This window comes from Bacillus sp. PS95 (genome assembly GCF_037963565.1).
Taxonomy (GTDB): Bacteria; Bacillota; Bacilli; order Bacillales; family Bacillaceae; genus Bacillus; species Bacillus subtilis.
In genome coordinates this window covers 1,053,254-1,076,534 of sequence record NZ_CP150160.1, presented here as the reverse complement: position 1 = coordinate 1,076,534, position 23,281 = coordinate 1,053,254, and the positions used below count along the sequence as shown (strand labels likewise).

Here is a 23,281-nt window from a genome sequence, read left to right as displayed (position 1 = left end):
AATAATCTATCATCTGTTTTTGTAAAACGACAGGTTTTTTTAACATTTAAGATAAAATCATCTTTTAATGATATTTAATGGTACTAAATGACTAGTAATAAACCGATTTTACTTTCATAAGACTTGCCGGTTTACGGCATTTTGCAGGATATGTCGATAGATTGCCAAGTATTAGTTGTCTAAAAATTATAAAAATTTATTGATTTTTTCGACCGTTATCCATATACTATAAAAAAGGCATTGGGGGGATTCTTTATGAAAGAGAAAAAATCGTACACTGAGCTCATGAAGTCCCGCAACACGCAAAAAACAAAAGAATTCGATGTCACAATGACGGATATTTACATTCAAATGGTGCTCGATGAATCCTTGTATAACCGTCGGCTTGCCATGCTGACGGACCAAATTAACAAAGCCTTGGACGAAAAAGATAAAGATGCGTTTCTTACGCTCTCTAAAGAATATGCAGCGCTCAAGCAGAGCGAATAAGCCAATCCTTCAAGGATTGGCTTTTTATTATCCGTTCACAATTGTTCCGCCATTGACGTGAATCGTCTGCCCTGTGACGTATGTGGAATCGTCGCTGGCAAGGTATAGATAGCTTGGCGCCACTTCGACCGGCTGTCCCGGGCGTTCCATCGGCACGTCTGAACCAAACACTTCCACGTCTTTTGCGGCAAAGCTGGCCGGGATAAGCGGTGTCCAAATGGGACCCGGTGCCACTGCATTGACCCGTATGCCCTGCTGAACAAGCGACTGGGAAAGGGACCTTGTAAACGTAACGATCGCGCCTTTTGTCGCTGAATAATCGATCAGCGTTTTATTGCCTTTATAGGCGGTAATTGAAGCGGTATTAATAATAGAGCTCCCTTTTTTTAAATGAGGCAGCACTGCCTTTGTTAAGTAAAACATGGAAAAAATGTTTGTTTGGAAGGTTCTGATCAGCTGGTGGCTGGTGATTTTTTCAATGCTGGGCTGGACATGCTGCTCAGCTGCATTGTTAACCAATATATCAATGGATGGAAACACTTGGCTTGCCTGCCCGACCACATCATTGCAAAACGCTTCATCCCCGACATCTCCTGCAATCAGCAGGCATTTTACCCCTTCCTTTTCTACATACTGCTTTGTTTCCTCGGCGTCCTGATGTTCATTCAAATACACAATGACCACATTAGCCCCTTCTTTTGCGAATAACACCGAGACAGCGCGTCCAATCCCGCTGTCTCCTCCAGTAATAATAGCGGTTTTGCCCTCTAATTTTTTCGCTTTCTTCGGCTTATCAAAAACCGGACGCGGGTCCATCAGATATTCAAAACCAGGCTGCTGGTTCTGGTGCTGAGGCGGTAATGTTTTCTTTTTTTGATTCGCCAATGAAATCACTCCTTTTCAACCTTATTATGTTATGAACAATGCCTGCTTCCTATGTATGAAAAGATAGAATATGGAAAAATTAAGAATAAATCTGATTGGAGGTATAACGGCTTGGCTAATCAACATTTTGCAAAGGAAGCACCTGAAACATACTGGAAAACATCAACTGACTTGCCTTCTTTTCCTGCGCTTCAAGAGGACACTGAATGTGACGTCACCATTATCGGAGGCGGGATTACTGGAATCACAACGGCATATGAACTTACGAAGAGAGGCTTCCGTGTCGTTTTGATCGAAGCAAATCAGGTTCTTAACGGAACCACTGCACATACAACTGCTAAAGTTACCGCACAGCATGACATGATATACGACGAATTTATCCGCCATTTCGGATTAAACCATGCGAGGCTTTATTATGAAGCAAACCAAAACGCAATTGATTACATAAAAGGCATTGTTGATGAACATCGAATTGATTGTGAATGGATCGAGCAAGACGCATATCTTTATACGGCAAATGAAAACGCTGTTCAAAAAATCCGCACCGAGCATGAGGCATACACAAAGCTCGGAATTGAAAGAGACCTTATCAAGGATCTTCCAATTCCCTTAGGTTCTAAGCTGGCGCTTGTCATGAAGAATCAAGCTCAATTTCATCCGCTTCAATACTTAAAAGCGCTTTTGGAGCAAATTGTTCAAAAAGGCAGCCGAATTTATGAAGAGACCGTTGCGCTTGATATCAAAAAAGGCGAAAGGCCCGAAGTGGTAACAAAAAGCCGGCACGCCATTAAGAGCCGCTTTATCATATGCTGTTCCCACTTCCCTTTTTATGACGGAGGCGGATTATATGCTGCGAGAATGTACTCCGACAGATCTTATGTCCTTGCCATCAAGCCGAAGATCGAGTATCCCGAGGGCATGTATTTGAGTATCGATCAGCCGTCAGTGGCGCTCCGCTATACGGTTGTAAACGGTGAAAAGCTGATTCTCTTCAGCGGAGTAAGCCATAAAACAGGCCAGGGAAAAGCCATGTCTACACATTATGAAACACTGAGACAACTGGCCGAAAGCACCATCGGCATCGAAAGCATTCCATATTATTGGTCCACACAAGATCTAGTGACGATCGACAAAATCCCGTTTATCGGGCCGATGTCGGAAAATGAGGACAATATTCTAGTAGCGACCGGGTTCAAAAAATGGGGCATGACGTCCTCAGCAGTCGCAGCCACTCTATTGTCAGACCTTGTGGAGAAAAAAGACAATCCATACGAAAGCATTTTCACTCCGTCCCGTTTCCATCTGAATCCCGGGTTGCAGAAAGTGATTTCCTACAATGCCGATGTCGCCAAGCATTTGATTAAAGGAAAGCTTGAAAAGCCTGATGTCCAATTTGAAGACATTTCGCCAGGAGAAGGGAAAGCCGTCACCAGAAACGGCAGGCGAGCGGGAGCATTTCGGGATGAGACAGGCTGCCTCCATCTCGTTGATACGACTTGTACCCATTTAGGCTGCGAGGTCGAGTGGAACGACAGTGAGCATACGTGGGATTGTCCGTGCCACGGATCACGCTTTAAGCCATCTGGCGAAGTTGTAGAGGGTCCGGCCATTAAACCATTAAAACAAATAGATCTCGATTAAACCGTTCATTTTAATGAACGGTTTTTCAAATATTTTTCATCTGCAGCTTCATTCATGTTTCTCTTGGCCGATAAAAAAGAAAAAGGCTTAAAAAGCCAAAAAGTAAAAATTATATTTTTCCCAAGGGGGATCATTGTATTGTTATTTAAAAAAGACAGAAAACAAGAAACAGCTTACTTTTCAGATTCAAACGGACAGCAAAAAAACCGCATTCAGCTCACAAACAAACATGCAGATGTCAAAAAACAGCTCAAAATGGTCAGGTTGGGAGATGCTGAGCTTTACGTGTTAGAGCAGCTTCAGCCACTCATTCAAGAAAATATCGTAAATATCGTTGATGCGTTTTATAAAAACCTTGACCATGAAAGCTCATTGATGGATATCATTAATGATCACAGCTCAGTTGACCGCTTAAAACAAACGTTAAAACGGCATATTCAGGAAATGTTTGCAGGCGTTATCGATGATGAATTTATTGAAAAGCGTAACCGAATCGCCTCCATCCATTTAAGAATCGGCCTTTTGCCAAAATGGTATATGGGTGCGTTTCAAGAGCTTCTTTTGTCAATGATTGACATTTATGAAGCGTCCATTACAAATCAGCAAGAACTGCTAAAAGCCATTAAAGCAACAACAAAAATCTTGAACTTAGAACAGCAGCTTGTCCTTGAAGCGTTTCAAAGCGAGTACAACCAGACCCGTGATGAACAAGAAGAAAAGAAAAACCTTCTTCATCAGAAAATTCAAGAAACCTCTGGATCGATTGCCAATCTGTTTTCAGAAACAAGCAGATCAGTTCAAGAGCTTGTGGACAAATCTGAAGGCATTTCTCAAGCATCCAAAGCCGGCACTGTAACATCCAGCACTGTTGAAGAAAAGTCGATCGGCGGAAAAAAAGAGCTAGAAGTCCAGCAAAAACAGATGAACAAAATTGACACAAGCCTTGTCCAAATCGAAAAAGAAATGGTCAAGCTGGATGAAATCGCGCAGCAAATTGAAAAAATCTTCGGCATCGTCACAGGCATAGCTGAACAAACAAACCTTCTCTCGCTCAATGCATCTATTGAATCCGCCCGCGCCGGAGAACACGGCAAAGGCTTTGCTGTCGTGGCAAATGAAGTGCGGAAGCTTTCTGAGGATACGAAAAAAACCGTCTCTACTGTTTCTGAGCTTGTGAACAATACGAATACACAAATCAACATTGTATCCAAGCATATCAAAGACGTGAATGAGCTAGTCAGCGAAAGTAAAGAAAAAATGACGCAAATTAACCGCTTATTCGATGAAATCGTCCACAGCATGAAAATCAGCAAAGAGCAATCAGGCAAAATCGACGTCGATCTGCAAGCCTTTCTTGGAGGGCTTCAGGAAGTCAGCCGCGCCGTTTCCCATGTGGCCGCTTCCGTTGATTCGCTTGTCATCCTGACAGAAGAATAACCATCAAAAACCGGTCTGCCATACGGCCGGTTTTTTTGCGTTCATTATGTAAACTTAAATTAAAAATCAGTTGACATAATAATTGCCTGCATTTATTGTATAACCATATTTGATTACTTTTTGGAGGATTTCACATGCTGAAATTAATCGACATGATGCATATTGCGATTTTCACCGCGCTGATGGCAGTGCTCGGCTTTATGCCCCCTCTCTTCTTATCCTTTACACCCGTTCCGATTACATTGCAAACGCTTGGTGTCATGTTGGCAGGCAGCATTCTCAGGCCAAAGTCTGCTTTCTTAAGCCAGCTTGTCTTTTTGCTGCTCGTCGCCTTCGGAGCGCCGCTGTTGCCCGGCGGACGAGGCGGTTTTGGTGTGTTTTTCGGACCGAGCGCAGGCTTTTTGATTGCTTATCCCCTCGCTTCATGGCTGATCAGTTTAGCCGCTAACAGGCTGCGGAAGGTGACAGTATTGCGTCTCTTTTTCACTCATATCGTATTCGGCATCATCTTTATTTATCTGCTTGGTATACCGGTACAAGCTTTTATCATGCATATTGATTTGTCACAGGCCGCCTTCATGAGCCTTGCATATGTGCCTGGTGATTTGATAAAAGCGGCTGTATCTGCATTTCTGGCGATAAAAATCACTCAAGCCTTGTCTCTTTCTGATACGATGTTTACAAAAGGAGGATGACACTACATGACAATTACTCATACCTATTCATCTACTGCCGAAACATCGCCCGGCCGTGTAGCGATCCAGACTGAATCGGAGCAAATCACGTACCATGATTGGGATCGGCTTGTCTCTCAAACCGCAAATTGGCTGCGGTCACAGCCGAGCATGCCGAATCGTGTGGCGATCCTGCTCCCAAATAGTCTGGCGTTTTTACAGCTGTTTGCCGGAGCCGCAGCAGCTGGATGCACAGCCATTCCCATCGACACACGCTGGAGCCCGGCTGAATGTAAGGAGCGGCTGTCCATAAGCAATGCGGATCTTGTGGTTACTTTAGCCTTTTTCAAAAACAAACTGACAGATAGCCAGACACCTGTTGTTTTGCTGGATAACTGTATGGCAGATATTTCTGAAGCAACCGCTGATCCCTTGCCTACCATTGATCTGGAGCACCCTTTTTATATGGGATTTACGTCGGGCTCGACAGGAAAACCGAAGGCCTTTACGCGATCTCACCGCTCATGGATAGAGAGCTTTACCTGTACAGAAACAGATTTTTCAATTTCATCAAATGACACGGTATTGATTCCCGGGACGTTAATGTCCTCTCACTTCCTATATGGGGCTGTCAGCACCTTGTTTCTCGGAGGAACCGTTTGTTTACTGAAAAAGTTCTCCCCTGCTCAAACGAAGGAATGGCTGTGCCGTGAATCCATCAGTGTTCTCTATACCGTACCGACGATGACAGACGCCCTCACAAGGATTGAGGGTTTTCCCGATAGTCCCGTCAAAATCATTTCATCCGGCGCAGACTGGCCGGCAGAATCCAAGGAGAAGCTTGCCGCTGCATGGCCTCATCTCAAGCTGTACGATTTTTACGGCACATCAGAGCTTAGTTTTGTGACGTTTTCTTCACCGGAAGACAGCAAACGGAAGCCGCATTCAGCGGGCCGCCCTTTTCATAATGTCCGGATCGAAATCCGCAACGCTGAAGGAGAACGCTGTCAGCCAGGCGAAGTCGGAAAAATATTTGTCAACAGCCCGATGCGGTTTTCCGGCTATGTGAACGGCAGCACACCAGATGAATGGATGACAGTGGATGATATGGGCTATGTTGATGAGGATGGCTTTCTATACATATCAGGAAGAGAAAACGGGATGATCGTGTACGGAGGATTAAATATTTTCCCAGAAGAAATTGAACGTGTGCTTCTCGCCTGCCCAGAGGTTGAAAGCGCGGCTGTCGTTGGCATTCCCGACGAGTATTGGGGAGAAATCGCTGTAGCTGTCATTCATGGAAACGCTAATGCCAGAACACTGAAAGCCTTGTGTAAACAGAAATTAGCCTCCTACAAAATCCCGAAAAAATGGGTGTTTGCAGACAGCTTGCCGGAAACGAGCAGCGGAAAAATTGCCCGTTCCAGAGTGAAAAAATGGCTGGAAGAGAGTATACAGTATAAATGAATGCGGTTATTGTTGATGCAAAACGAACGATCTTTGGAAATCAAAACGGACTGCTGAAGCCCTTCCTGCCGGAGGATTTGTCAGCTCCCATCATCCGCTGTCTCAGCCAAAAGCTAGAGGATCAAGTTGACGAGGTCATTCTCGGAAACGCTACCGGCAGAGGCGGCAACCTCGCCAGACTGTCAGCCCTTCAAGCCGGACTGCCTTTATCGGTTCCCGGAATGACAATTGACAGACAGTGCGGCTCCGGCCTTGAAGCTGTGCGCTATGCCTGCAGCCTTATTCAAGTGGGAGCCGGCACGATGTATATCGCGGGCGGCTCAGAAAGCAGCAGCCAATCCCCTTTTTCAGAACGGGCCCGCTTTTCTCCAGATGCCATCGGCGATCCAGACATGGGCATTGCGGCAGAATATACGGCTGCACGCTATTCCATCAGCAGAAGCATGCAGGATGAGTACGCCCTTCTCAGCCATCAACGCAGCAGGAACGCGCATGATGGAGGATTTTACCGTGAAGAAATTGTTCCTCTCGGGGAATTGGAGACGGACGAAGCATTTTTGAAAACGCGGCCAATAGAAGCGATTATTCCCCGTGCAAAGCCGGTTTTCGACACCAGCTCCGGAACAGTCACAGCAGCCAACAGCAGCGGCATAGCAGACGGAGCAGCGGCTCTTTTGGTAATGGAAGAAGAAAAAGCGGCAGCCCTGGGACTTAAGCCTGTGCTCCGGTTTATCGGCAGCGCAGTCAGTGGGATTCACCCCAACTATCCGCCCGCGGCACCGGTTGATGCGATCCGTAACCTCTTACATACACACGATGTAACACCTGAGGATATCGGTTTATTTGAAATCAATGAAGCCTTTGCCGTCAAAATTTGTGTCTGCTCGCAAGAACTCGGCATTCCCTTTTCAAAAATCAATGTGCGCGGCGGCGCATTAGCTCTTGGCCATCCATACGGTGCATCAGGTGCAGCTCTGGTAACCAGATTGTTTTATGAAGCGAAAAGACGGACAGACTGTCAATATGCTGTTGCAGCCATCGGAAGCGGCGGCGGAATCGGGCTGGCTTTATTATTTGAAGTTCTTGCATAGGCTTTTTTATAGGATGCATGCTTTCGATTTAGTATAATAGCGATATGAATAAAGTCAGGAAGGGGATTTTATGACAGCCGTTTGCTTAGTAAGACATGGAGAAACCGATTGGAACCTGCAGCAAAAATGCCAAGGAAAAACCGATATTCCGCTAAACACAACAGGTGAACGCCAAGCAAGAGAAACCGGAGAATATGTAAAGGACTTTTCTTGGGATATTATCGTGACGAGCCCACTGAAAAGAGCGAAAAGAACCGCGGAAATTATTAATGAATATCTGCATCTTCCGATAGTCGAGATGGATGATTTTAAGGAACGCGATTACGGCGACGCGGAGGGCATGCCGCTGGAGGAACGGACAAAGCGCTATCCAGATAACATCTATCCGAATATGGAAACGTTAGAAGAACTCACTGACAGGCTGATGGGCGGTTTGGCAAAAGTGAACCAGGCGTATCCAAACAAGAAGGTGCTGATCGTGGCGCACGGTGCGGCAATTCACGCCCTGCTGACGGAAATATCCGGCGGTGACCCGGAGCTTCAAAGCACCCGCCTCGTCAACGCCTGCCTCAGCAACATTGAATTTGCAGAAGAAAAATGGCGGATAAAAGACTATAATATCAACAGCCACTTATCCGGCTTTATCAAATAAGAAAAAGACAGGCGTTTGCCTGTCTTTTCTTTTATTTCTTAGCAGCCGTCATCTCTTTTTGAAGCTCGTCCAAAATGGCATTCGCCCCGTCTACACTGCGGCGCAGAGACCACACCGCACGATCCACGTGGTATACATGCCCGTTTTTCACTGCCTTCAGTTTTTTCCAAAGGACATTCTTTTCGATCGGGCGTTTACCGTCGGCGTCGAGGTCATCTGTTTTTCCTGTCATCAGGATGATCACATCCGGATCTGTTTTCAGCAGCTGCTCCAGTGTCATTTTCATATTCACAGAGTCGCCGCCATTGCTTGAATCGCTATTGCCTGACGTACTGATTGCATATCGATAGCCGACCTGTGTTAAAAGTCTCGATGTAAAGAAGTTTTCATCCCTGGCCATAATCGTATCATTTGTATTTCCGATCAAAAGCACGGACTGGCTGTTCGCGCTGATTTTCTGCTTTGTCTCGCTAAGCTTTTCTTCATGCGCCGTCAGCTTTTTCTCCATTTCCTTCTCCTTGCCGACTGCTTTTGCAATCGTAAGCGAAGCGTCAATTGTATCCTGATAATCAGCATTTAAATTATTAAGCGCAATCGTCGGCGCTATTTTTTTCAGCTGATCGTACACCTTCTTATGCCGGGTCGTGTCAGCAATAATTAAATCGGGTTTTAATGAAGCAATCTTTTCCATGCTTGGCTGTGAGCGAGTGCCGACAGATGTGTAGCCGTCAATTTTCTTCAGCACATCCTTGTTGATCAGCTGCTTCGCTTTGTTGTCATCGGCAACCCCGACAGGCGTAATGCCGAGATCAAGCAGTGTATCAATAAAACCAAGCTCAAGAACAACAACCCGCTTCGGATGCTCAGGCACATTTGTCTTCCCTAAATCATGTGTTACCGCCACTTTATGTTCTTTACTGTTTTGATTGCCGCTTGAAGACGAGCAAGCAGCCGTTAAGACAGAAAGAAGTAAAACTGTAAGAATAATCAGTGTTTTTTTCATATGTTCCAGTCTCTCCTGTTGGTAGTTTCTATGGTTAAGATGTCCAAGAGTAGTATAACACGGAATGAGAATCATTATCACCAATTATTTTTAAAATGAGAAGAGAAAGTTCGGCTTACAGGAAAATCTTGTTTCACGACACAGCAGTTCAGCAGCTGATCATCCTGTCCACAAAAAAGCTTGCAGAGAAATAACATTCTCTGCAAGCTGATCCTGTTAAAGCTTCACAATCACTCTTCCTTGAATGCGATTTTGCAAAATATCTTTTAACGCTCCCGGCGTTTCTTTCAATGATACTTCCCTGTCCACGATGGTCAGCAGCTGATCAGGCTTGAGATCAGAAGACATGCGCTCCCAAACAGCGGCTCTGACGTCCATCGGACAGTATACTGAATCGATTCCGAGCAGGCTTACTCCGCGAAGAATAAAAGGATACACCGTTGCCGGAACTTCTCCTCCGCCGGTTAAGCCGCTCACTGCGACAGATCCGCCGTATTGAATTTTGCTTAAAAGCGAGGCAAGCTGTTTTCCGCCGACTGGATCAACCGCTCCCTGCCATTGCTGCTTGGACAGCGCCTTAAGCGTTCCGTCATAGACATCTTCCCTGCTGATTACTTCGCTTGCACCAAGCTGTTTCAAATAATCAGCCGCCTCCCGGTTTCCGGTACTTGCCACTACATCATAGCCCCGCTTGTTCAGCATCGATACCGCAATTCCGCCGACACCGCCAGTTGCTCCTGTGACTAGCACGCTGCCTTTTTCCGGAGACAGACCGTTCTGTTCAAGCCGATGCACTGATAACGCCGCAGTAAATCCCGCCGTTCCGTACACCATCGCTTCTTTTAACGAAAGATTCTGTGGCAAAGGCACCAGCCAGTCACCAGGCACCGAAGCGTATTCACTTAATCCGCCATCACGGGAGACACCGAGCTCATAGCTTGTCGCGATCACCTCATCCCCCTCCGCAAAACGCGGATCATTGGAAGAGACGACCGTACCCGCAGCATCAATGCCTAAAATAAGCGGATACTCTCTGACGATATTGCCTCCTGCTTTTCCGGCCAGACCATCTTTGTAATTAATGCCGGAATAAGCAACTTTAATCAGGACACCATCCTTCGGCAAATCCTCTGTTGATATGGTTTTCACATGGACTGAAACATCATCGGCATTTTTTTCTGCCTGCAAGGCTTGAAATAACGTTGACATTCGGCACACTCCTTTTCATTTATATCGTAACCGAAGAACGTTCAAAAAACCAAATCATCAAGCCGCCATTTTCACTTCGCCGGCACATTGAGACAATAATGGACAAATCCGGTATCCTCTTCATAGCCGTTTTGCTCATACAAGCTTCTTGCCTTCCGGTTGTGGTGCTCAGTCTGAAGTGTTAAACATTTTGCCCCGTTTTCCTCTGCATAATCCTTTGCGGCAGAAAGCAGCCGGCAGCCGGCTCCCTTTGTACGTGCATGAGGAACGACAAATAAGTCATTTAATATGTATATCCTTTTCATTGACACAGAAGAAAACGTTGGATAGAGCTGGGTAAAGCCTATGAATTCTCCATTTTCTTCTGCTATCAAAATAACAGACTCGTGATTTTCCAAACGAGCTTTCAAAAAAGCCTCTGCCCCTTGCAAATCGGATGCCTGTCTATAAAATTCCCGATATTGGTTAAACAACGGCGCAATGGCGGCCGTATCTGATGTCTTTGCTTGGCGAATGTTCATCTTATTTCTTCCTCCCTCTCAATAATTTTTTCATTCTATCCCTTTTCTGTAAAGTTTATTTTTCAGAATACTTTTATCATCATGCTTTGAAAAAATATCACGATAATATCCATTGTTCTCACGGAAGCACACGCAGGTCATTTGAACGAATTTTTTCGACAGAAATTTGCCGGGACTCAGGAGCATTTAACCTAAAAAAGCATGACATTTCAGCATAATGAACATTTACTCATGTCTATTTTCGTTCTTTTCTGTATGAAAATAGTTATTTCGAGTCTCTACGGAAATAGCGAGAGATGATATACCTAAATAGAGATAAAATCATCTCAAAAAAATGGGTCTACTAAAATATTATTCCATCTATTACAATAAATTCACAGAATAGTCTTTTAAGTAAGTCTACTCTGAATTTTTTTAAAAGGAGAGGGTAAAGAGTGAGAAGCAAAAAATTGTGGATCAGCTTGTTGTTTGCGTTAACGTTAATCTTTACGATGGCGTTCAGCAACATGTCTGCGCAGGCTGCCGGAAAAAGCAGTACAGAAAAGAAATACATTGTCGGATTTAAACAGACAATGAGTGCCATGAGTTCCGCCAAGAAAAAGGATGTTATTTCTGAAAAAGGCGGAAAGGTTCAAAAGCAATTTAAGTATGTTAACGCGGCCGCAGCAACATTGGATGAAAAAGCTGTAAAAGAATTGAAAAAAGATCCGAGCGTTGCATATGTGGAAGAAGATCATATTGCACATGAATATGCGCAATCTGTTCCTTATGGCATTTCTCAAATTAAAGCGCCGGCTCTTCACTCTCAAGGCTACACAGGCTCTAACGTAAAAGTAGCTGTTATCGACAGCGGAATTGACTCTTCTCATCCTGACTTAAACGTCAGAGGCGGAGCAAGCTTCGTACCTTCTGAAACAAACCCATACCAGGACGGCAGTTCTCACGGTACGCATGTAGCCGGTACGATTGCCGCTCTTAATAACTCAATCGGTGTTCTGGGCGTAGCGCCAAGCGCATCATTATATGCAGTAAAAGTGCTTGATTCAACAGGAAGCGGCCAATATAGCTGGATTATTAACGGCATTGAATGGGCCATTTCCAACAATATGGATGTTATTAACATGAGCCTTGGCGGACCTTCTGGTTCTACAGCGCTGAAAACAGTCGTTGATAAAGCCGTTTCCAGCGGTATCGTCGTTGCTGCCGCTGCCGGAAACGAAGGTTCGTCCGGAAGCTCAAGCACAGTCGGCTACCCTGCAAAATATCCTTCTACTATTGCGGTAGGTGCGGTAAACAGCAGCAACCAAAGAGCTTCATTCTCAAGCGCAGGTTCTGAGCTTGATGTGATGGCTCCTGGCGTATCCATCCAAAGCACACTTCCTGGAGGCACTTACGGTGCTTACAACGGCACGTCCATGGCGACTCCTCACGTTGCCGGAGCAGCAGCGCTAATTCTTTCTAAGCACCCGACTTGGACAAACGCGCAAGTCCGTGATCGTTTAGAAAGCACTGCAACATATCTTGGAAACTCTTTCTACTATGGAAAAGGGTTAATCAACGTACAAGCAGCTGCACAATAATAGTAAAAAGAAGCAGGTTCCTCCATACCTGCTTCTTTTTATTTGTCAGCATCCTGATGTTCCGGCGCATTCTCTTCTTTCTCCGCATGTTGAATCCGTTCCATGATCGACGGATGGCTGCCTCTGAAAATCTTCACAAGCACCGGAGGATCAACCTGGCTCAGCCCCGTCACGGCCAAATCCTGAAACGTTTTAACAGCGGCTTCTCTGTTCTCTGTCAACTCGATCCCATACTGGTCAGCCTTATTCTCCTGATAACGCGAGACAGCATTAGAAAAAGGCGTCACCGCAAAGCTCAAAACAGAAAACAAAAGCAATAACAGCGGAAGTGCCGCAAGATCATGCCGTCCTTCTAAATGAAACATGCTGCGGGTTAGGCGAACCGTCCGCTTGTAAAGCTTATCAATGACATAAAATCCGGCGAGCGACACGAGCAAATAACCAGCCAGACCGATGTAAACGTGCTTCATGACATAATGGCCCATTTCATGGCCCATAATAAACAGGATTTCTGAATCGTCAAGTTTGTTCAGCGTCGTATCCCACAATACAATCCGTTTATTGGCCCCAATTCCTGTAACATAGGCATTCAGCGCATTTGTTTTTTCTGACATGTTCACTTCATATACATGGTCAGCCGGAATATTGGCTTCATCTGCCAGCTCTAAAATTTTGCTTTCAAGCTCTTTGTTTTTCAGCGGATAAAAATCATTGTATAAAGGGTCGATAATGACCGGCTGAATAAAAAACAGAAACAGCGAAAACGGCACTGTTAACAGCCAGGCGTATAACCACCATTTTTTTTCATGCCTTTTGATCAGCCAATAAAAAACGAGAACGCAAAGCGTAAAGATTGGAAAGCTGATCCAAAAGCTGATAACCTGATCCTTAGCCCAGCTGGCCGTTGTCTGTGTGGAAATGTTATAGTCAAGCGATACTTGATAGCCTATCCAATCTAAAGGCAGCGTCACCAATGTTGTAATCAGCGAAAGCACAAACACAAAACCAACGGTCTGCAAAAACCGAAAAGGCACGGCCGCTTCGATCCATTTCTTGATTTTCTTTGAAACACCGCTGACAAGCAGAACAAAAAACAGAAACCAATCAAGTGGTACCTCGATAAAAAATAAAAAATTCTTGACATTCGAATACTGCTCGGCCACTGCCAACTCAGACGGCTTCATGAAAGAAGCCGGATCAGCCTGCGTCCCTTTCACGGCTTCCGGTATTGCGGAATCACCCGACAGGAAAAAATACCAATAAAAAAACAGCCCGTACAGCACGTAAGCAAGTCCTGCTGCCGCAATCCACTTGCGCATAACGCCTCACTCCTCACATCAACCCGTTACTTCTATTGTAATCATAAATTCAAATTCTTAGAACCAAGCTGTGTTCCGCACTTTTCCACCCTTTTAAGCATGGAAAGCCCGATCGCTGGGAAAACTAACAATGTTTGGAGTGATGCAAATGAAAAAAATAGTGGCAGCCATCGTGGTAATCGGTCTTGTGTTTATCGCATTTTTTTATCTTTACAGCCGATCAGGCGATGTGTATCAATCGGTAGACGCGGATTTGATCACACTGTCTTCAAGCGGCCAGGAAGATATCGAGATTGAAAAAAGACAGCACGTCAAAGATATGCTGGATATTATGAATCAGGGAAAACAGGTGAAGACAGAAAAAACATCAGCCCCTGATTACGAAGGGACAATCAAGTTTCATAAAGACCGGTATGACTCATTCAGACTATGGATTGACGGCAGCCAGCAAGCCGTTTTTTTGAAGGATGGCACATACTACAAATTAAGCAAAAATGATACAAAGGCGCTGCTAAATATTATTAAAAAAGAAGCAAAGGATTGAAAATGAAAAAGCGAAGCTAACCGCTTCGCTTTTTCATTTTATTGGGGCAAAATATCTCTCAGTGCCCGTCTGAGCATTTTCCCCGTCGCATTTTTCGGAATATCGTCAAGAAACGTAATGGCGGCAGGCCGCTTGTATTTTGCCAGATGCTTTTCACAGTGCTGCATGATGTCCTCCTCTGTTACCCCAGAGCGTTTCGGCACCACATATCCCTTTACCGCTTCCCCGCTTTGGGGGTCCGGCACGCCGATGACAACCGCCTCCTTGACGTCCGGATGGCTGTACAGCACCTCCTCTACCTCCCGCGGATACACATTGTATCCTCCTACAATGATCATGTCTTTTTTCCGGTCAACAATGTAAAAATAGCCGTCCTCATCCCGTCTTGCCAAGTCCCCCGTATAAAGCCACCCGTCTTTTAATGCATGCTCTGTTTCCATCGGCATTTTATAATAGCCCTTCATCACATTGGGGCCTTTCACGATCAATTCGCCGACCTGGTGAGCGGGCAGCTCGCGTCCGAGCGGATCTACGACCTTGTTTTCGACATGTAAGATACTTGTCCCGATGGAGCCCGGTTTTCTGCCCCTGTCAAATGGGTTAAAGCACGTGACGGGTGATGCTTCCGAGAGCCCGTAGCCTTCCAAAATGGTAACACCGAATTTTTCTTCAAACGCCGTCAGCAACGCGACTGGCATGGCCGCGCCTCCCGAAATGCACAGCCGGATGGAAGAAAAATCATCTTTCTTTCCGTTTTCATGCTGAAACAAGTAGTTATACATTGTAGGCACACCGGCAAAAATGGTCGCCTGCTGCTGCTTAACAAGCTTAAAAACAGATGCCGGACTGAATTGAGGCTCAATCAAGACAGTTGCGCCGCTCATCAGCGGTGCATTCATGCAGACGGTTAAACAAAACACGTGAAACATGGGAAGAGCGCAGACCACATTGTCCCTCTCATCCATTCCCAAATAGCCTGCAACATCGTTGGCATTGCTGTACAAATTCTGATGAGTCAGCATCGCGCCTTTCGGTTTTCCAGTCGTTCCTGACGTATATAAAATAACCGCGGTATCATCAGGGACAAGTTCTTGATTTTGTTTAGCGACAGATGTCGGCCGCAATATTTTTGCAAACGTTGTCATTTTCATCCTGACCTCTGGGTCCGCCGCTTCCGGCTCGGCCTCCCCCGTCTGGCATAAAATGACGAGCTCAACCTTTGGCAGCGATTCATGCATGCTCTCATAAAGCGGCAAAAGCTGGCTAACGCCCACGATTGCCTTTACATCACCATTTGTCAGCATATAACCAATTTCTGTCGGCGTGTACAACGGATTGATGGGAACAACCACGATCCCAGCTTTTAAAGCGCCAAAAAACGCGATGATAAAATCAGGCGAATTGCCAAGCAGCAAAGCTAGATGGTCCCCTTTCTCCATACCGGCTTCCTGAAGGCCGTCCGCAAATCGCTGAATATGTTCATTCAGCTCTTGATACGTCATCATGTGATCTTTAAACCTGCATGCGATGCTGTCGGGCTTCTCAGATGCTGTTTCTTCCAATTTTGAAACAAGATTCATTCTCCCACCCCTTAAAGTGAATGAATAGTCATTCATTATTGAAGCCAAGCTTTCTCCTCCATTATAGAGAAACAGAAAAAAACACTCAAGAGCAAAAAGCCCTGAGTGTCAGTACTGTCATAGTTTCTTCAATGCTTCGGCAATCGGCGTATCTCCTTCTGTCAGATCAAAGGCCCGATTTTCCGTATTCTTCTCATCTAAAGAGGCAATGACCGTTTTTGCAACGTCATCACGGGAAATAAATCCCCGCTCCAGATCCTTCGCTGCTGAAACAGTTCCCGTTCCAGGCTCATTGCGAAGGCCTCCCGGACGGATAATCGTATAGGTTAAACCGCTCGCTTCCAGAATTTTATCAGCATAATGCTTGGCCACATAATAAGGCTTGAGTGCCTCATTCCAATTTTCACGGTTATGGGCTTGCAGGGCGCTGACCATAATAAACCGTTTGATTCCGGCAATGTCCGCAGCTTCAATGGCTTTCGCCGCTCCATCGAGATCCACCAGCAGTGTTTTATCATAGCCTGTGCTGCCACCGGAACCGGCTGTGAAAATGATCGCGTCACAGCCTTTTGCCGCAGCGGCGATTTCTTCCGGGCTGCCCTCCAGATTCGCAAGCACAGCTTCTGCACCGGCAGCTTCAAGAGACGCTTTCTGTTCTTCTTTTCTGACCATCGCTCTGATGGAATGATCAGGATTATCTTGGAATAAAGAGACGAGTCTTTGCCCGATTTGTCCGTTCGCTCCGATTAAAAACACTTTCATGTGAATCCCTCCTGCCTCCATTATTTCAAAAACACAACCGCTCTTTCAAACGATGTGTTTTGCCTTAATAAATCAGATCAAGGAAATCCTCTTTCGTAATGTTCCCAAAGTAATGCTTGAGATTCACACCTTCGAGCACATCAGCGATGACGCTGCGTTCGTATTGTTTTCCGACCAGCAGGTTTTCAATTTCAGATACATCACCGACACCGAAGAAATCTCCGAAGATTTTGCAGTCCTCGATTTTGCCTTTCTTGACCTCTAGGCGCAAATCGATCGATCCAACCGGATAACGTTTCGAATGATTAAGGTTAAATTTCGGCGAGCGGCCGTAGTTCCAATCCCAATTCTGATAGCGCTCTTTCGAAATTTGATGAATGGTCTCCCAATCTTTTTCCGTCAGCTTATACTCCGGCACGTTTCCAATGTCGTTTGTGTTAAAAATATGGCGAAGCAAATGGCTGCGGAATTCTTCGGTGGTCATTTTATCATCGAGAAACTCACTGATGTTTGCTACTCGGCTTCTGATCGATTTGATGCCTTTTGATTCAATTTTATCCTTTTTCACCTTTAATGCTGATACAACATGATCAATGGCTGAATCAAACATGAGGGTGCCGTGGCTGAAAATACGGCCTTTCGTTGCAAACTGAGCGTTTCCGGATATTTTCCGGCCATCCACTACAATGTCGTTCCGGCCGCTTAATTCAGCTTCAACCCCAAGCTGATGTAACGCCTGAATCACCGGCTCAGTGAATTTTTTAAAGTTATGAAAGCTGTCCCCGTCATCCTTGGTAATAAAGCTGAAGTTCAAGTTCCCCAGATCATGGTACACAGCGCCCCCGCCTGATAAACGGCGGACGACGATAATCCCGTTTTCCTCTACATATTTTGTATTGATTTCTTCTATTGTATTTTGGTTTTTCCCAATGATAATAGACGGTTGATTCACATAAAAGAGCAAATATTGCTGTTCAGGGTCTAAATGCTTTACGCAGTACTCCTCGATAGCAAGATTGATCCGCGGATCATTGATATTTTGATTGTCTATAAATAACATGGTGCTCCTCCTTTATCCTTCCCACACAAAACCTGATTTCGCAATATTCACTTCTCCGTTAAAAACGGTTTTCGCTTCTTTGCGAAGATTGTCATGCACGCCAAAATGCGGCAAATGTGTCAGCAGCAGTTCTCCCGCTCCGGCTTCTTTTGCAATGCGTCCGGCTTCCAGGCTGTTCATATGGCCTGCACTTGTTCCGTCTTGATCGGCATAAAAATTGCATTCTGAGATCAATAAATCAGCATCTTTCGAAAACGGTATAAATGAATCCTGATAGCTGGAATCAGCAGTATAAACGACAGTGTGGCTGCCGTCAGTAATCCGCATGGCATAGCACGTCACCGGGTGAATCGTTTTTAAAAAGGTGATCGTAAACGGACCGGCAGTCAACGGCTGATCCGGCTGATAGGCGATCCCTTTTGTATGTGTTTTATATGTAAGCTTTTGAAACTGTTCTATATCAGCATCATGTCCGTAAATCGGAAGCGTATGCTCTCCTTTGCCGAGAAACGAACCGACTTGCTTGGCAAATTGCAGCGGCCCGATATCAGCGATATGGTCATGGTGATAATGAGACAGAACGACCGCATCCAGCTTTTCCGCCGGCACATATCCGAACAGCTTAGACAAAACGGCACTGCCGCAATCAACAAGCAGAGAGTAATCACCTGACTGAAACAAATAGCCTGACGTCGCTTCATTTGCGGCCGGAAAACCGCCATAGCATCCGATAACTGTAACTTTCATAATGTCCTCCTATCTTTTCAAAAAAAATTGATCCTCCTTCAATATACCCATTTTTCTTGAAAAAAGCATGTTTTAAACATTGTATCAAAACAGTTATTGATTTTTGCGATCTGTTATATTACAATGAAATCACTACAAAGGGGAAAGAGGGATTGGTTATGCTGGGGAAAATCACAGAATTTTTTAGAAACCTGCCTTCGAAAAAGTGTGCGGAATGCGGAAAAAAGATAGAAGAGCAGCATGAGTGTTATGGTAATATCTGCAATGACTGTATAAAAGTAAACGATTTGTAATGAGCGAAAATCCCGCGCCTTACGCGTGGGATTTTCTTATTTTTTCACATATCTCTTAATTTTGAAATAATAGTCAGGTTAGGTCAAAGCTCACCTGTTTTTAGATAATTCTGGTGATTATCATAATGTCATTGAATATTCTTTATTTTCGAAATATAATTTACTATAGACGAATTGATTTCTTATCTATTATAATTTGATCTAATAGTGAGATTAAATATATGTCTATTCATGATATATGTTGATACTTTGTTTTTTGGGAGGTAATCTATGAAAAGAATTAAGTTTGGATTAGCCACACAAATATTCGTTGGACTTATTCTAGGTGTCATTGTTGGCGTCATTTGGTATGGCAACCCAGCATTGCCTACTTACCTGCAGCCAATCGGGGATCTCTTTTTACGCTTAATCAAAATGATAGTGATTCCTATTGTTGTCTCCAGCTTAATCATCGGTGTAGCCGGTGCAGGAAATGGAAAGCAAGTCGGTAAATTAGGCTTCAGAACGATTCTGTACTTCGAGATCATCACGACTTTTGCCATTATTCTCGGACTAGCCCTTGCAAACATCTTCCATCCGGGTACAGGAGTTAATATACACGAAGCTCAAAAATCGGACATCAGTCAATATGTTGAAACTGAAAAAGAACAAAGTAATAAATCAGTGGCGGAAACGTTCCTCCATATTGTGCCGACAAACTTCTTCCAGTCATTGGTCGAAGGGGATCTTCTAGCCATCATCTGCTTTACAGTACTATTTGCATTGGGTATTTCCGCGATCGGTGAAAGAGGCAAGCCTGTATTAGCCTTTTTTGAAGGTGTATCCCATGCCATGTTCCACGTTGTAAACCTTGTGATGAAAGTGGCGCCATTCGGCGTTTTCGCTCTTATCGGAGTGACTGTGTCTAAATTCGGACTCGGTTCTCTTATCTCTCTCGGAAAGCTTGTCGGATTGGTTTATGTCGCGCTTGCTTTCTTCTTAATTGTTATTTTCGGGATTGTCGCAAAAATTGCCGGCATCAGCATCTTCAAGTTCCTTGCTTACATGAAGGACGAAATCTTACTGGCGTTCAGTACGTCCAGCTCTGAAACGGTTCTTCCTCGTATCATGGAAAAAATGGAGAAAATCGGATGTCCAAAAGGCATTGTTTCATTTGTCATTCCGATCGGTTACACGTTTAACTTAGACGGTTCCGTTCTCTATCAATCTATTGCCGCACTCTTTTTAGCACAGGTATATGGCATTGATTTGACGATTTGGCACCAAATTACGCTTGTGCTCGTCTTAATGGTGACATCTAAAGGGATGGCTGCCGTGCCTGGTACTTCTTTTGTTGTCTTGCTTGCAACGCTTGGCACCATCGGCGTTCCGGCTGAAGGACTTGCCTTTATTGCCGGCGTAGACCGCATCATGGATATGGCACGTACAGTTGTCAACCTGACTGGTAACGCGCTTGCTGCCGTTGTGATGTCTAAATGGGAAGGCATGTTTAATCCTGCGAAAGCAGAAACTGTTATGTCCCAATCGAAAACAGAACAAAACGCAACCATTTCTGGTTAATGAAAAGCCTGCGGGGTTCTTGCCCCGCAGGCTTTTTTAATCTTTAACAAGCACAAACAACTCTGTAATCAAAACAGTATCCTCATTCAGCTCCAGTTCACCGCTTTTGATCAGTTCCGCCCATGCCATCCGATGATCCTCTTGAAACTCCTCAATTCGGTCTCCATTGCCCTCTCCTTTGACTAACCTCATATCAGGCGCACCAAAGGTGGTTTCAAAGACATCTGTTACTTTTATATTGCATCTTGGATTGTCATGTTTATCATAAACGGTAACAAGCTGACCCGCTGTTTGATAAACGTCCCTCAATTCATCTTTTGAATACAATGATTTCGGCGCGCACGTGGCGTTTTTTTCTCCGGCAAGGATCTGCTGAATCAGCTGTTCTCCCAACCCGTCATCACCTTCCCAACCGAATGTGCTTTTCAGCTTATAAATCTTCATTGGTCCTCCCCCTTATACCATTGGTGACTGTACATAGTAATACAGAAGCTTAGCGGTATGGCGAAGAGATGATTTATGGGTGCGTTCAAATGCATGGGAAGCGTCAATTCCCGGCCCTATGAGGCCATGCACAATATCATGCCCGGATTTGATCGCTGCTGACGCATCAGACCCGTAGTACGGATATATATCAAGCTTATAGTCAATATGATGCTTCTCGGCTAATTGAACTAAATGCTTTCTGAGCTGATAATGATACGGCCCGCTCGCATCCTTCACACAGATTGATACTGAATATTCATCTGTCGCCTGCCCGTCACCGATAGCGCCCATATCAACCGCCAAATATTCAACTGTTTCAGGAGGAATATTCGAATTCCCGCCGTAACCGATTTCTTCATTATTGGAAATAAGAAAATGGGTTGTATACGGCAGCTCAATGTCTTCTGTTTGAATTTCATGAATTAAGCGGAGCAATAAGGCGACGCTTGCTTTGTCATCCAAATGGCGCGATTTAATAAATCCGCTTGATGTGATCTCGACACGTGGATCAAACGACACAAAGTCTCCGACGCCAATGCCAAGCTCCTCCGTATCTTTCCGGCAGTGAACAGGTTCATCTAGGCGGATCTCCATATTCTCTTGATTCCGCTCAGCCTTTCCCGCGTCTTTGTATACGTGCACAGACGTTTGATGCATTAAGATTGTGCCTGTGTACGTTTTTCCTGAGGCGGTTTCAATTTGGCAATACTCTCCCTCAATCGAGTTGTAGCGGAACCCGCCGATTAAATCGATTTTCAGCCGGCCGTCCGCTTTAATTTCCTTCACCATAGCGCCGAGGGTGTCAACGTGCGCAGTCAGCATGCGATGCCGGGATGTGTCGCGTCCTGGAAGCGTTGCAATTAAGCCGCCCTTGTGGTTCCGAACCGTTTCTACCTTCCATTCTTTTAAAAGGCTTTCAATATAATTGATCACCTCATATGTATTTCCGGTCGGGCTTGGGATCGATACAAGTTCTTTAATGAGCTCCATCGTTTTACGTACGGACGTCATAGGGCATTCCTCCTTTTATTTTCTACTTAAAATATACTCTTTTCCCGAGGGACCCGTCCAATCTTTTCCTATCAATCTCTCATATGCTGTAGAGAGCATGGGAAGAGGAGGGATTTCTATGTGCTGTCGTCATTCACATGAACAGAAATGTCGTTGTCACGATTGGTTCGATGATTTTTGGTTCTTTGACGAGTGGTTCGATAAAGATTTCCACGACCATTGCAAGAAAAAGAAAGAATGCCATGACCCTTGCGAGAAGAAGAAAAAGAAACACCATTGTTTCTCTTGTAAAAAACACAGACATTCTTGCTGTCATTGCTAAAGACTGAATCAGAAATATTCTGATGACCCATGCTTAATGAATATTTCCATTCACATTTTTCCAAGCGGGCATTGCTGCTGCTTGGACCTTTTATTGAAACACCCTTTTTGCTTTTACAATCCAATAAACTGATAAAGCCGCTATAAGAGCAACAATGATTTCAACAGCAGCAGCATGCTCTATGATTCCTCTCTGATATAAAACCGCCGGTACATTAAACAGTGCATGTAAAAGAATAGAATACAACAAAAACAGCGGCCGGCGGCTTTTAACCGCGTACAAAACAAGCAGAGACAGCCCAATTTGGACGGCAATGGCACTGATTCTTTCTATTCCGCCCAGCATCCATTCATACGAAGGAGTATGCAGCAGCTGCTCCTGTATCGGCAAAAGCGCCTGTTTGACGTCGCCATTGACCAAAAGCTGTTCAAACGTCCCGCTATTGATTGCAAATGCGTATACAATAAGTGAGATAGAGGACAAGCCTGTAATCAGGATGGCTTCAAGCCCGCCATGGCCTGCCCCGAAAGCCAGACCATCCGCCCAAGTATGATGGCGCTTCATAAAAAATCGCATCATCATATACCTTCCGCACTCCTCAAAAATTCCGGCCATCAAGCAGCCGTAAATGCCATACCATAATGGATGCTGCATCGCTTCTTTCGTCATTTCATTCACTTGCAGTACATAAACATGAACGCCGCCTTCCAGCAGCTGAGCGAAGACAAAAAACGTGAGAGCGCCAATAAAAAACACTTTAAGCGAGGCACCATACTTTCGCTTAAACCATACAATCAGCCCGATTGGCAACAGAAACGCAATAGCCCCGGATAATGCCAAAAAGACTACTGCTTCTTGACTGACCATTTTTCAGCCTCCTTTTTCTTTTTCATAGATTCCTATCTACACTTCTCTTTTTTTGTAAAAAAACCTTCTTTTTAGTACCAG

24 protein-coding genes are annotated in these 23,281 nt (G+C 44.8%); 12 read left to right on the top strand and 12 right to left on the bottom strand.

The features are described 5' to 3' along the window. Positions 1–255 precede the first annotated feature (255 nt). On the top strand, positions 256–489 hold the full coding sequence (locus NSQ12_RS05605; protein WP_003233142.1) for an IDEAL domain-containing protein: 234 nt from the start codon (positions 256–258) through the stop codon (positions 487–489). A 27-nt stretch (positions 490–516) separates the two neighbouring features. Here NSQ12_RS05605 and NSQ12_RS05600 read toward each other — a convergent pair whose 3' ends face one another. Further along, positions 517–1,374, bottom strand: coding sequence for an SDR family oxidoreductase (locus NSQ12_RS05600; RefSeq protein WP_003245662.1), 858 nt, complete (start codon positions 1,372–1,374; stop codon positions 517–519). A gap of 111 nt (positions 1,375–1,485) precedes the next feature. Here NSQ12_RS05600 and NSQ12_RS05595 point away from each other — a divergent pair, with 111 nt between their 5' ends. The 6 genes from NSQ12_RS05595 (at position 1,486) to phoE (ending at position 8,336) form a co-directional block, all read left to right on the top strand. Next, on the top strand, positions 1,486–3,015 hold the full coding sequence (locus NSQ12_RS05595; protein ID WP_339176129.1) for an FAD-dependent oxidoreductase: 1,530 nt from the start codon (positions 1,486–1,488) through the stop codon (positions 3,013–3,015). Between the two features lie 138 nt (positions 3,016–3,153). Beyond that, the gene (gene hemAT / locus NSQ12_RS05590; protein ID WP_003245216.1) at positions 3,154–4,452 is read left to right on the top strand and encodes a heme-based aerotactic transducer HemAT; all 1,299 of its coding nucleotides are present in this window, start codon (positions 3,154–3,156) and stop codon (positions 4,450–4,452) included. Positions 4,453–4,586: 134 nt separating this feature from the next. After that, on the top strand, positions 4,587–5,147 hold the full coding sequence (locus tag NSQ12_RS05585) for a biotin transporter BioY (protein WP_003233151.1): 561 nt from the start codon (positions 4,587–4,589) through the stop codon (positions 5,145–5,147). 6 nt (positions 5,148–5,153) lie between these two features. Further along, a complete protein-coding gene (locus NSQ12_RS05580; protein ID WP_339176126.1) occupies positions 5,154–6,593 on the top strand; it encodes an acyl-CoA synthetase in 1,440 nt (479 codons plus the stop codon). Further along, positions 6,590–7,684, top strand: coding sequence for an acetyl-CoA C-acyltransferase (locus NSQ12_RS05575; RefSeq protein ID WP_326144880.1), 1,095 nt, complete (start codon positions 6,590–6,592; stop codon positions 7,682–7,684). The genes NSQ12_RS05580 and NSQ12_RS05575 overlap by 4 nt, the downstream gene beginning before the upstream one ends. A 70-nt stretch (positions 7,685–7,754) precedes the next feature. Next, complete coding sequence (gene phoE, locus NSQ12_RS05570; RefSeq protein WP_017695347.1) at positions 7,755–8,336, top strand: phosphatase PhoE; 582 nt, start codon at positions 7,755–7,757, stop codon at positions 8,334–8,336. Positions 8,337–8,367: 31 nt separating this feature from the next. Here phoE and NSQ12_RS05565 read toward each other — a convergent pair whose 3' ends face one another. From NSQ12_RS05565 to NSQ12_RS05555, 3 genes are all read right to left on the bottom strand, one after another. Then, entirely contained in the window at positions 8,368–9,339 is a 972-nt protein-coding gene (locus tag NSQ12_RS05565) for an ABC transporter substrate-binding protein (protein ID WP_032721272.1), read from the bottom strand. A 216-nt stretch (positions 9,340–9,555) separates the two neighbouring features. Beyond that, positions 9,556–10,548 carry an acryloyl-CoA reductase gene (locus tag NSQ12_RS05560; protein WP_339176122.1) on the bottom strand — a complete coding sequence of 331 codons (993 nt, stop codon included), beginning with the start codon at positions 10,546–10,548 and terminating at the stop codon, positions 9,556–9,558. A 71-nt stretch (positions 10,549–10,619) separates the two neighbouring features. Next, positions 10,620–11,069, bottom strand: a complete 450-nt coding sequence (locus NSQ12_RS05555; RefSeq protein ID WP_029317568.1) for a GNAT family N-acetyltransferase — start codon at positions 11,067–11,069, stop codon at positions 10,620–10,622. Between the two features lie 434 nt (positions 11,070–11,503). Here NSQ12_RS05555 and aprE point away from each other — a divergent pair, with 434 nt between their 5' ends. Next, positions 11,504–12,649, top strand: coding sequence for a subtilisin AprE (aprE, locus tag NSQ12_RS05550; protein WP_015715621.1), 1,146 nt, complete (start codon positions 11,504–11,506; stop codon positions 12,647–12,649). Between the two features lie 38 nt (positions 12,650–12,687). Here the strand turns inward: aprE and NSQ12_RS05545 are convergent, their stop codons facing one another. After that, a complete protein-coding gene (locus tag NSQ12_RS05545) occupies positions 12,688–13,968 on the bottom strand; it encodes a M48 family metallopeptidase (protein ID WP_198878833.1) in 1,281 nt (426 codons plus the stop codon). 148 nt (positions 13,969–14,116) lie between these two features. Between NSQ12_RS05545 and NSQ12_RS05540 the strand changes: the two genes are divergently transcribed. Further along, positions 14,117–14,512 (top strand): hypothetical protein, encoded by a 396-nt coding sequence (locus NSQ12_RS05540; RefSeq protein WP_003245187.1) that lies wholly within the window; start codon positions 14,117–14,119, stop codon positions 14,510–14,512. A gap of 38 nt (positions 14,513–14,550) precedes the next feature. On the opposite strand, the gene lcfB is transcribed toward NSQ12_RS05540, so the two are convergent. The 4 genes from lcfB to NSQ12_RS05520 all read right to left on the bottom strand — a co-directional run bounded on the left by lcfB (position 14,551) and on the right by NSQ12_RS05520 (position 18,661). Further along, the gene (lcfB, locus tag NSQ12_RS05535) at positions 14,551–16,092 is read right to left on the bottom strand and encodes a long-chain-fatty-acid--CoA ligase LcfB (protein WP_029317566.1); all 1,542 of its coding nucleotides are present in this window, start codon (positions 16,090–16,092) and stop codon (positions 14,551–14,553) included. 117 nt (positions 16,093–16,209) lie between these two features. Continuing rightward, complete coding sequence (locus NSQ12_RS05530) at positions 16,210–16,854, bottom strand: SDR family oxidoreductase (RefSeq protein WP_049140680.1); 645 nt, start codon at positions 16,852–16,854, stop codon at positions 16,210–16,212. A gap of 64 nt (positions 16,855–16,918) precedes the next feature. After that, the gene (lplJ, locus tag NSQ12_RS05525) at positions 16,919–17,914 is read right to left on the bottom strand and encodes a lipoate--protein ligase LplJ (protein ID WP_014479356.1); all 996 of its coding nucleotides are present in this window, start codon (positions 17,912–17,914) and stop codon (positions 16,919–16,921) included. A 12-nt stretch (positions 17,915–17,926) separates the two neighbouring features. Then, the gene (locus NSQ12_RS05520) at positions 17,927–18,661 is read right to left on the bottom strand and encodes an MBL fold metallo-hydrolase (RefSeq protein ID WP_003233185.1); all 735 of its coding nucleotides are present in this window, start codon (positions 18,659–18,661) and stop codon (positions 17,927–17,929) included. 158 nt (positions 18,662–18,819) lie between these two features. Between NSQ12_RS05520 and yhfH the strand changes: the two genes are divergently transcribed. Then, positions 18,820–18,954: a protein YhfH gene (gene yhfH, locus NSQ12_RS05515; protein WP_003244802.1), complete on the top strand. Its 135-nt coding sequence runs from the start codon at positions 18,820–18,822 to the stop codon at positions 18,952–18,954. 270 nt (positions 18,955–19,224) lie between these two features. Beyond that, positions 19,225–20,514: a glutamate/proton symporter GltT gene (gene gltT, locus NSQ12_RS05510; protein ID WP_003245579.1), complete on the top strand. Its 1,290-nt coding sequence runs from the start codon at positions 19,225–19,227 to the stop codon at positions 20,512–20,514. Between the two features lie 36 nt (positions 20,515–20,550). Here the strand turns inward: gltT and NSQ12_RS05505 are convergent, their stop codons facing one another. Together NSQ12_RS05505 and NSQ12_RS05500 are read right to left on the bottom strand one after the other, a co-directional pair. Continuing rightward, the gene (locus NSQ12_RS05505; RefSeq protein WP_029317563.1) at positions 20,551–20,958 is read right to left on the bottom strand and encodes an ASCH domain-containing protein; all 408 of its coding nucleotides are present in this window, start codon (positions 20,956–20,958) and stop codon (positions 20,551–20,553) included. A 12-nt stretch (positions 20,959–20,970) separates the two neighbouring features. Next, positions 20,971–22,011, bottom strand: coding sequence for a M42 family metallopeptidase (locus NSQ12_RS05500; RefSeq protein WP_014479351.1), 1,041 nt, complete (start codon positions 22,009–22,011; stop codon positions 20,971–20,973). 137 nt (positions 22,012–22,148) lie between these two features. On the opposite strand from NSQ12_RS05500, the gene NSQ12_RS05495 reads away from it, so the two are divergent. Further along, complete coding sequence (locus NSQ12_RS05495) at positions 22,149–22,340, top strand: hypothetical protein (RefSeq protein WP_003245634.1); 192 nt, start codon at positions 22,149–22,151, stop codon at positions 22,338–22,340. A gap of 83 nt (positions 22,341–22,423) precedes the next feature. On the opposite strand, the gene NSQ12_RS05490 is transcribed toward NSQ12_RS05495, so the two are convergent. After that, complete coding sequence (locus NSQ12_RS05490) at positions 22,424–23,200, bottom strand: YhfC family intramembrane metalloprotease (RefSeq protein WP_017695356.1); 777 nt, start codon at positions 23,198–23,200, stop codon at positions 22,424–22,426. Positions 23,201–23,281 lie beyond the last annotated feature (81 nt).

Coding starts and splice junctions, on each gene's coding strand:
- NSQ12_RS05605 (WP_003233142.1), top strand. CDS start 256: ATGAAAGAGAAAAAATCGTACACTGAGCTCATGAAGTCCCGCAACACG.
- NSQ12_RS05585 (WP_003233151.1), top strand. CDS start 4,587: ATGCTGAAATTAATCGACATGATGCATATTGCGATTTTCACCGCGCTG.
- NSQ12_RS05580 (WP_339176126.1), top strand. CDS start 5,154: ATGACAATTACTCATACCTATTCATCTACTGCCGAAACATCGCCCGGC.
- NSQ12_RS05575 (WP_326144880.1), top strand. CDS start 6,590: ATGAATGCGGTTATTGTTGATGCAAAACGAACGATCTTTGGAAATCAA.
- phoE (WP_017695347.1), top strand. CDS start 7,755: ATGACAGCCGTTTGCTTAGTAAGACATGGAGAAACCGATTGGAACCTG.
- NSQ12_RS05565 (WP_032721272.1), bottom strand. CDS start 9,339: ATGAAAAAAACACTGATTATTCTTACAGTTTTACTTCTTTCTGTCTTA.
- NSQ12_RS05560 (WP_339176122.1), bottom strand. CDS start 10,548: ATGTCAACGTTATTTCAAGCCTTGCAGGCAGAAAAAAATGCCGATGAT.
- NSQ12_RS05555 (WP_029317568.1), bottom strand. CDS start 11,069: ATGAACATTCGCCAAGCAAAGACATCAGATACGGCCGCCATTGCGCCG.
- NSQ12_RS05545 (WP_198878833.1), bottom strand. CDS start 13,968: ATGCGCAAGTGGATTGCGGCAGCAGGACTTGCTTACGTGCTGTACGGG.
- NSQ12_RS05540 (WP_003245187.1), top strand. CDS start 14,117: ATGAAAAAAATAGTGGCAGCCATCGTGGTAATCGGTCTTGTGTTTATC.
- lcfB (WP_029317566.1), bottom strand. CDS start 16,092: ATGAATCTTGTTTCAAAATTGGAAGAAACAGCATCTGAGAAGCCCGAC.
- NSQ12_RS05530 (WP_049140680.1), bottom strand. CDS start 16,854: ATGAAAGTGTTTTTAATCGGAGCGAACGGACAAATCGGGCAAAGACTC.
- lplJ (WP_014479356.1), bottom strand. CDS start 17,914: ATGTTATTTATAGACAATCAAAATATCAATGATCCGCGGATCAATCTT.
- NSQ12_RS05520 (WP_003233185.1), bottom strand. CDS start 18,661: ATGAAAGTTACAGTTATCGGATGCTATGGCGGTTTTCCGGCCGCAAAT.
- yhfH (WP_003244802.1), top strand. CDS start 18,820: ATGCTGGGGAAAATCACAGAATTTTTTAGAAACCTGCCTTCGAAAAAG.
- gltT (WP_003245579.1), top strand. CDS start 19,225: ATGAAAAGAATTAAGTTTGGATTAGCCACACAAATATTCGTTGGACTT.
- NSQ12_RS05505 (WP_029317563.1), bottom strand. CDS start 20,958: ATGAAGATTTATAAGCTGAAAAGCACATTCGGTTGGGAAGGTGATGAC.
- NSQ12_RS05500 (WP_014479351.1), bottom strand. CDS start 22,011: ATGACGTCCGTACGTAAAACGATGGAGCTCATTAAAGAACTTGTATCG.
- NSQ12_RS05495 (WP_003245634.1), top strand. CDS start 22,149: ATGAACAGAAATGTCGTTGTCACGATTGGTTCGATGATTTTTGGTTCT.
- NSQ12_RS05490 (WP_017695356.1), bottom strand. CDS start 23,200: ATGGTCAGTCAAGAAGCAGTAGTCTTTTTGGCATTATCCGGGGCTATT.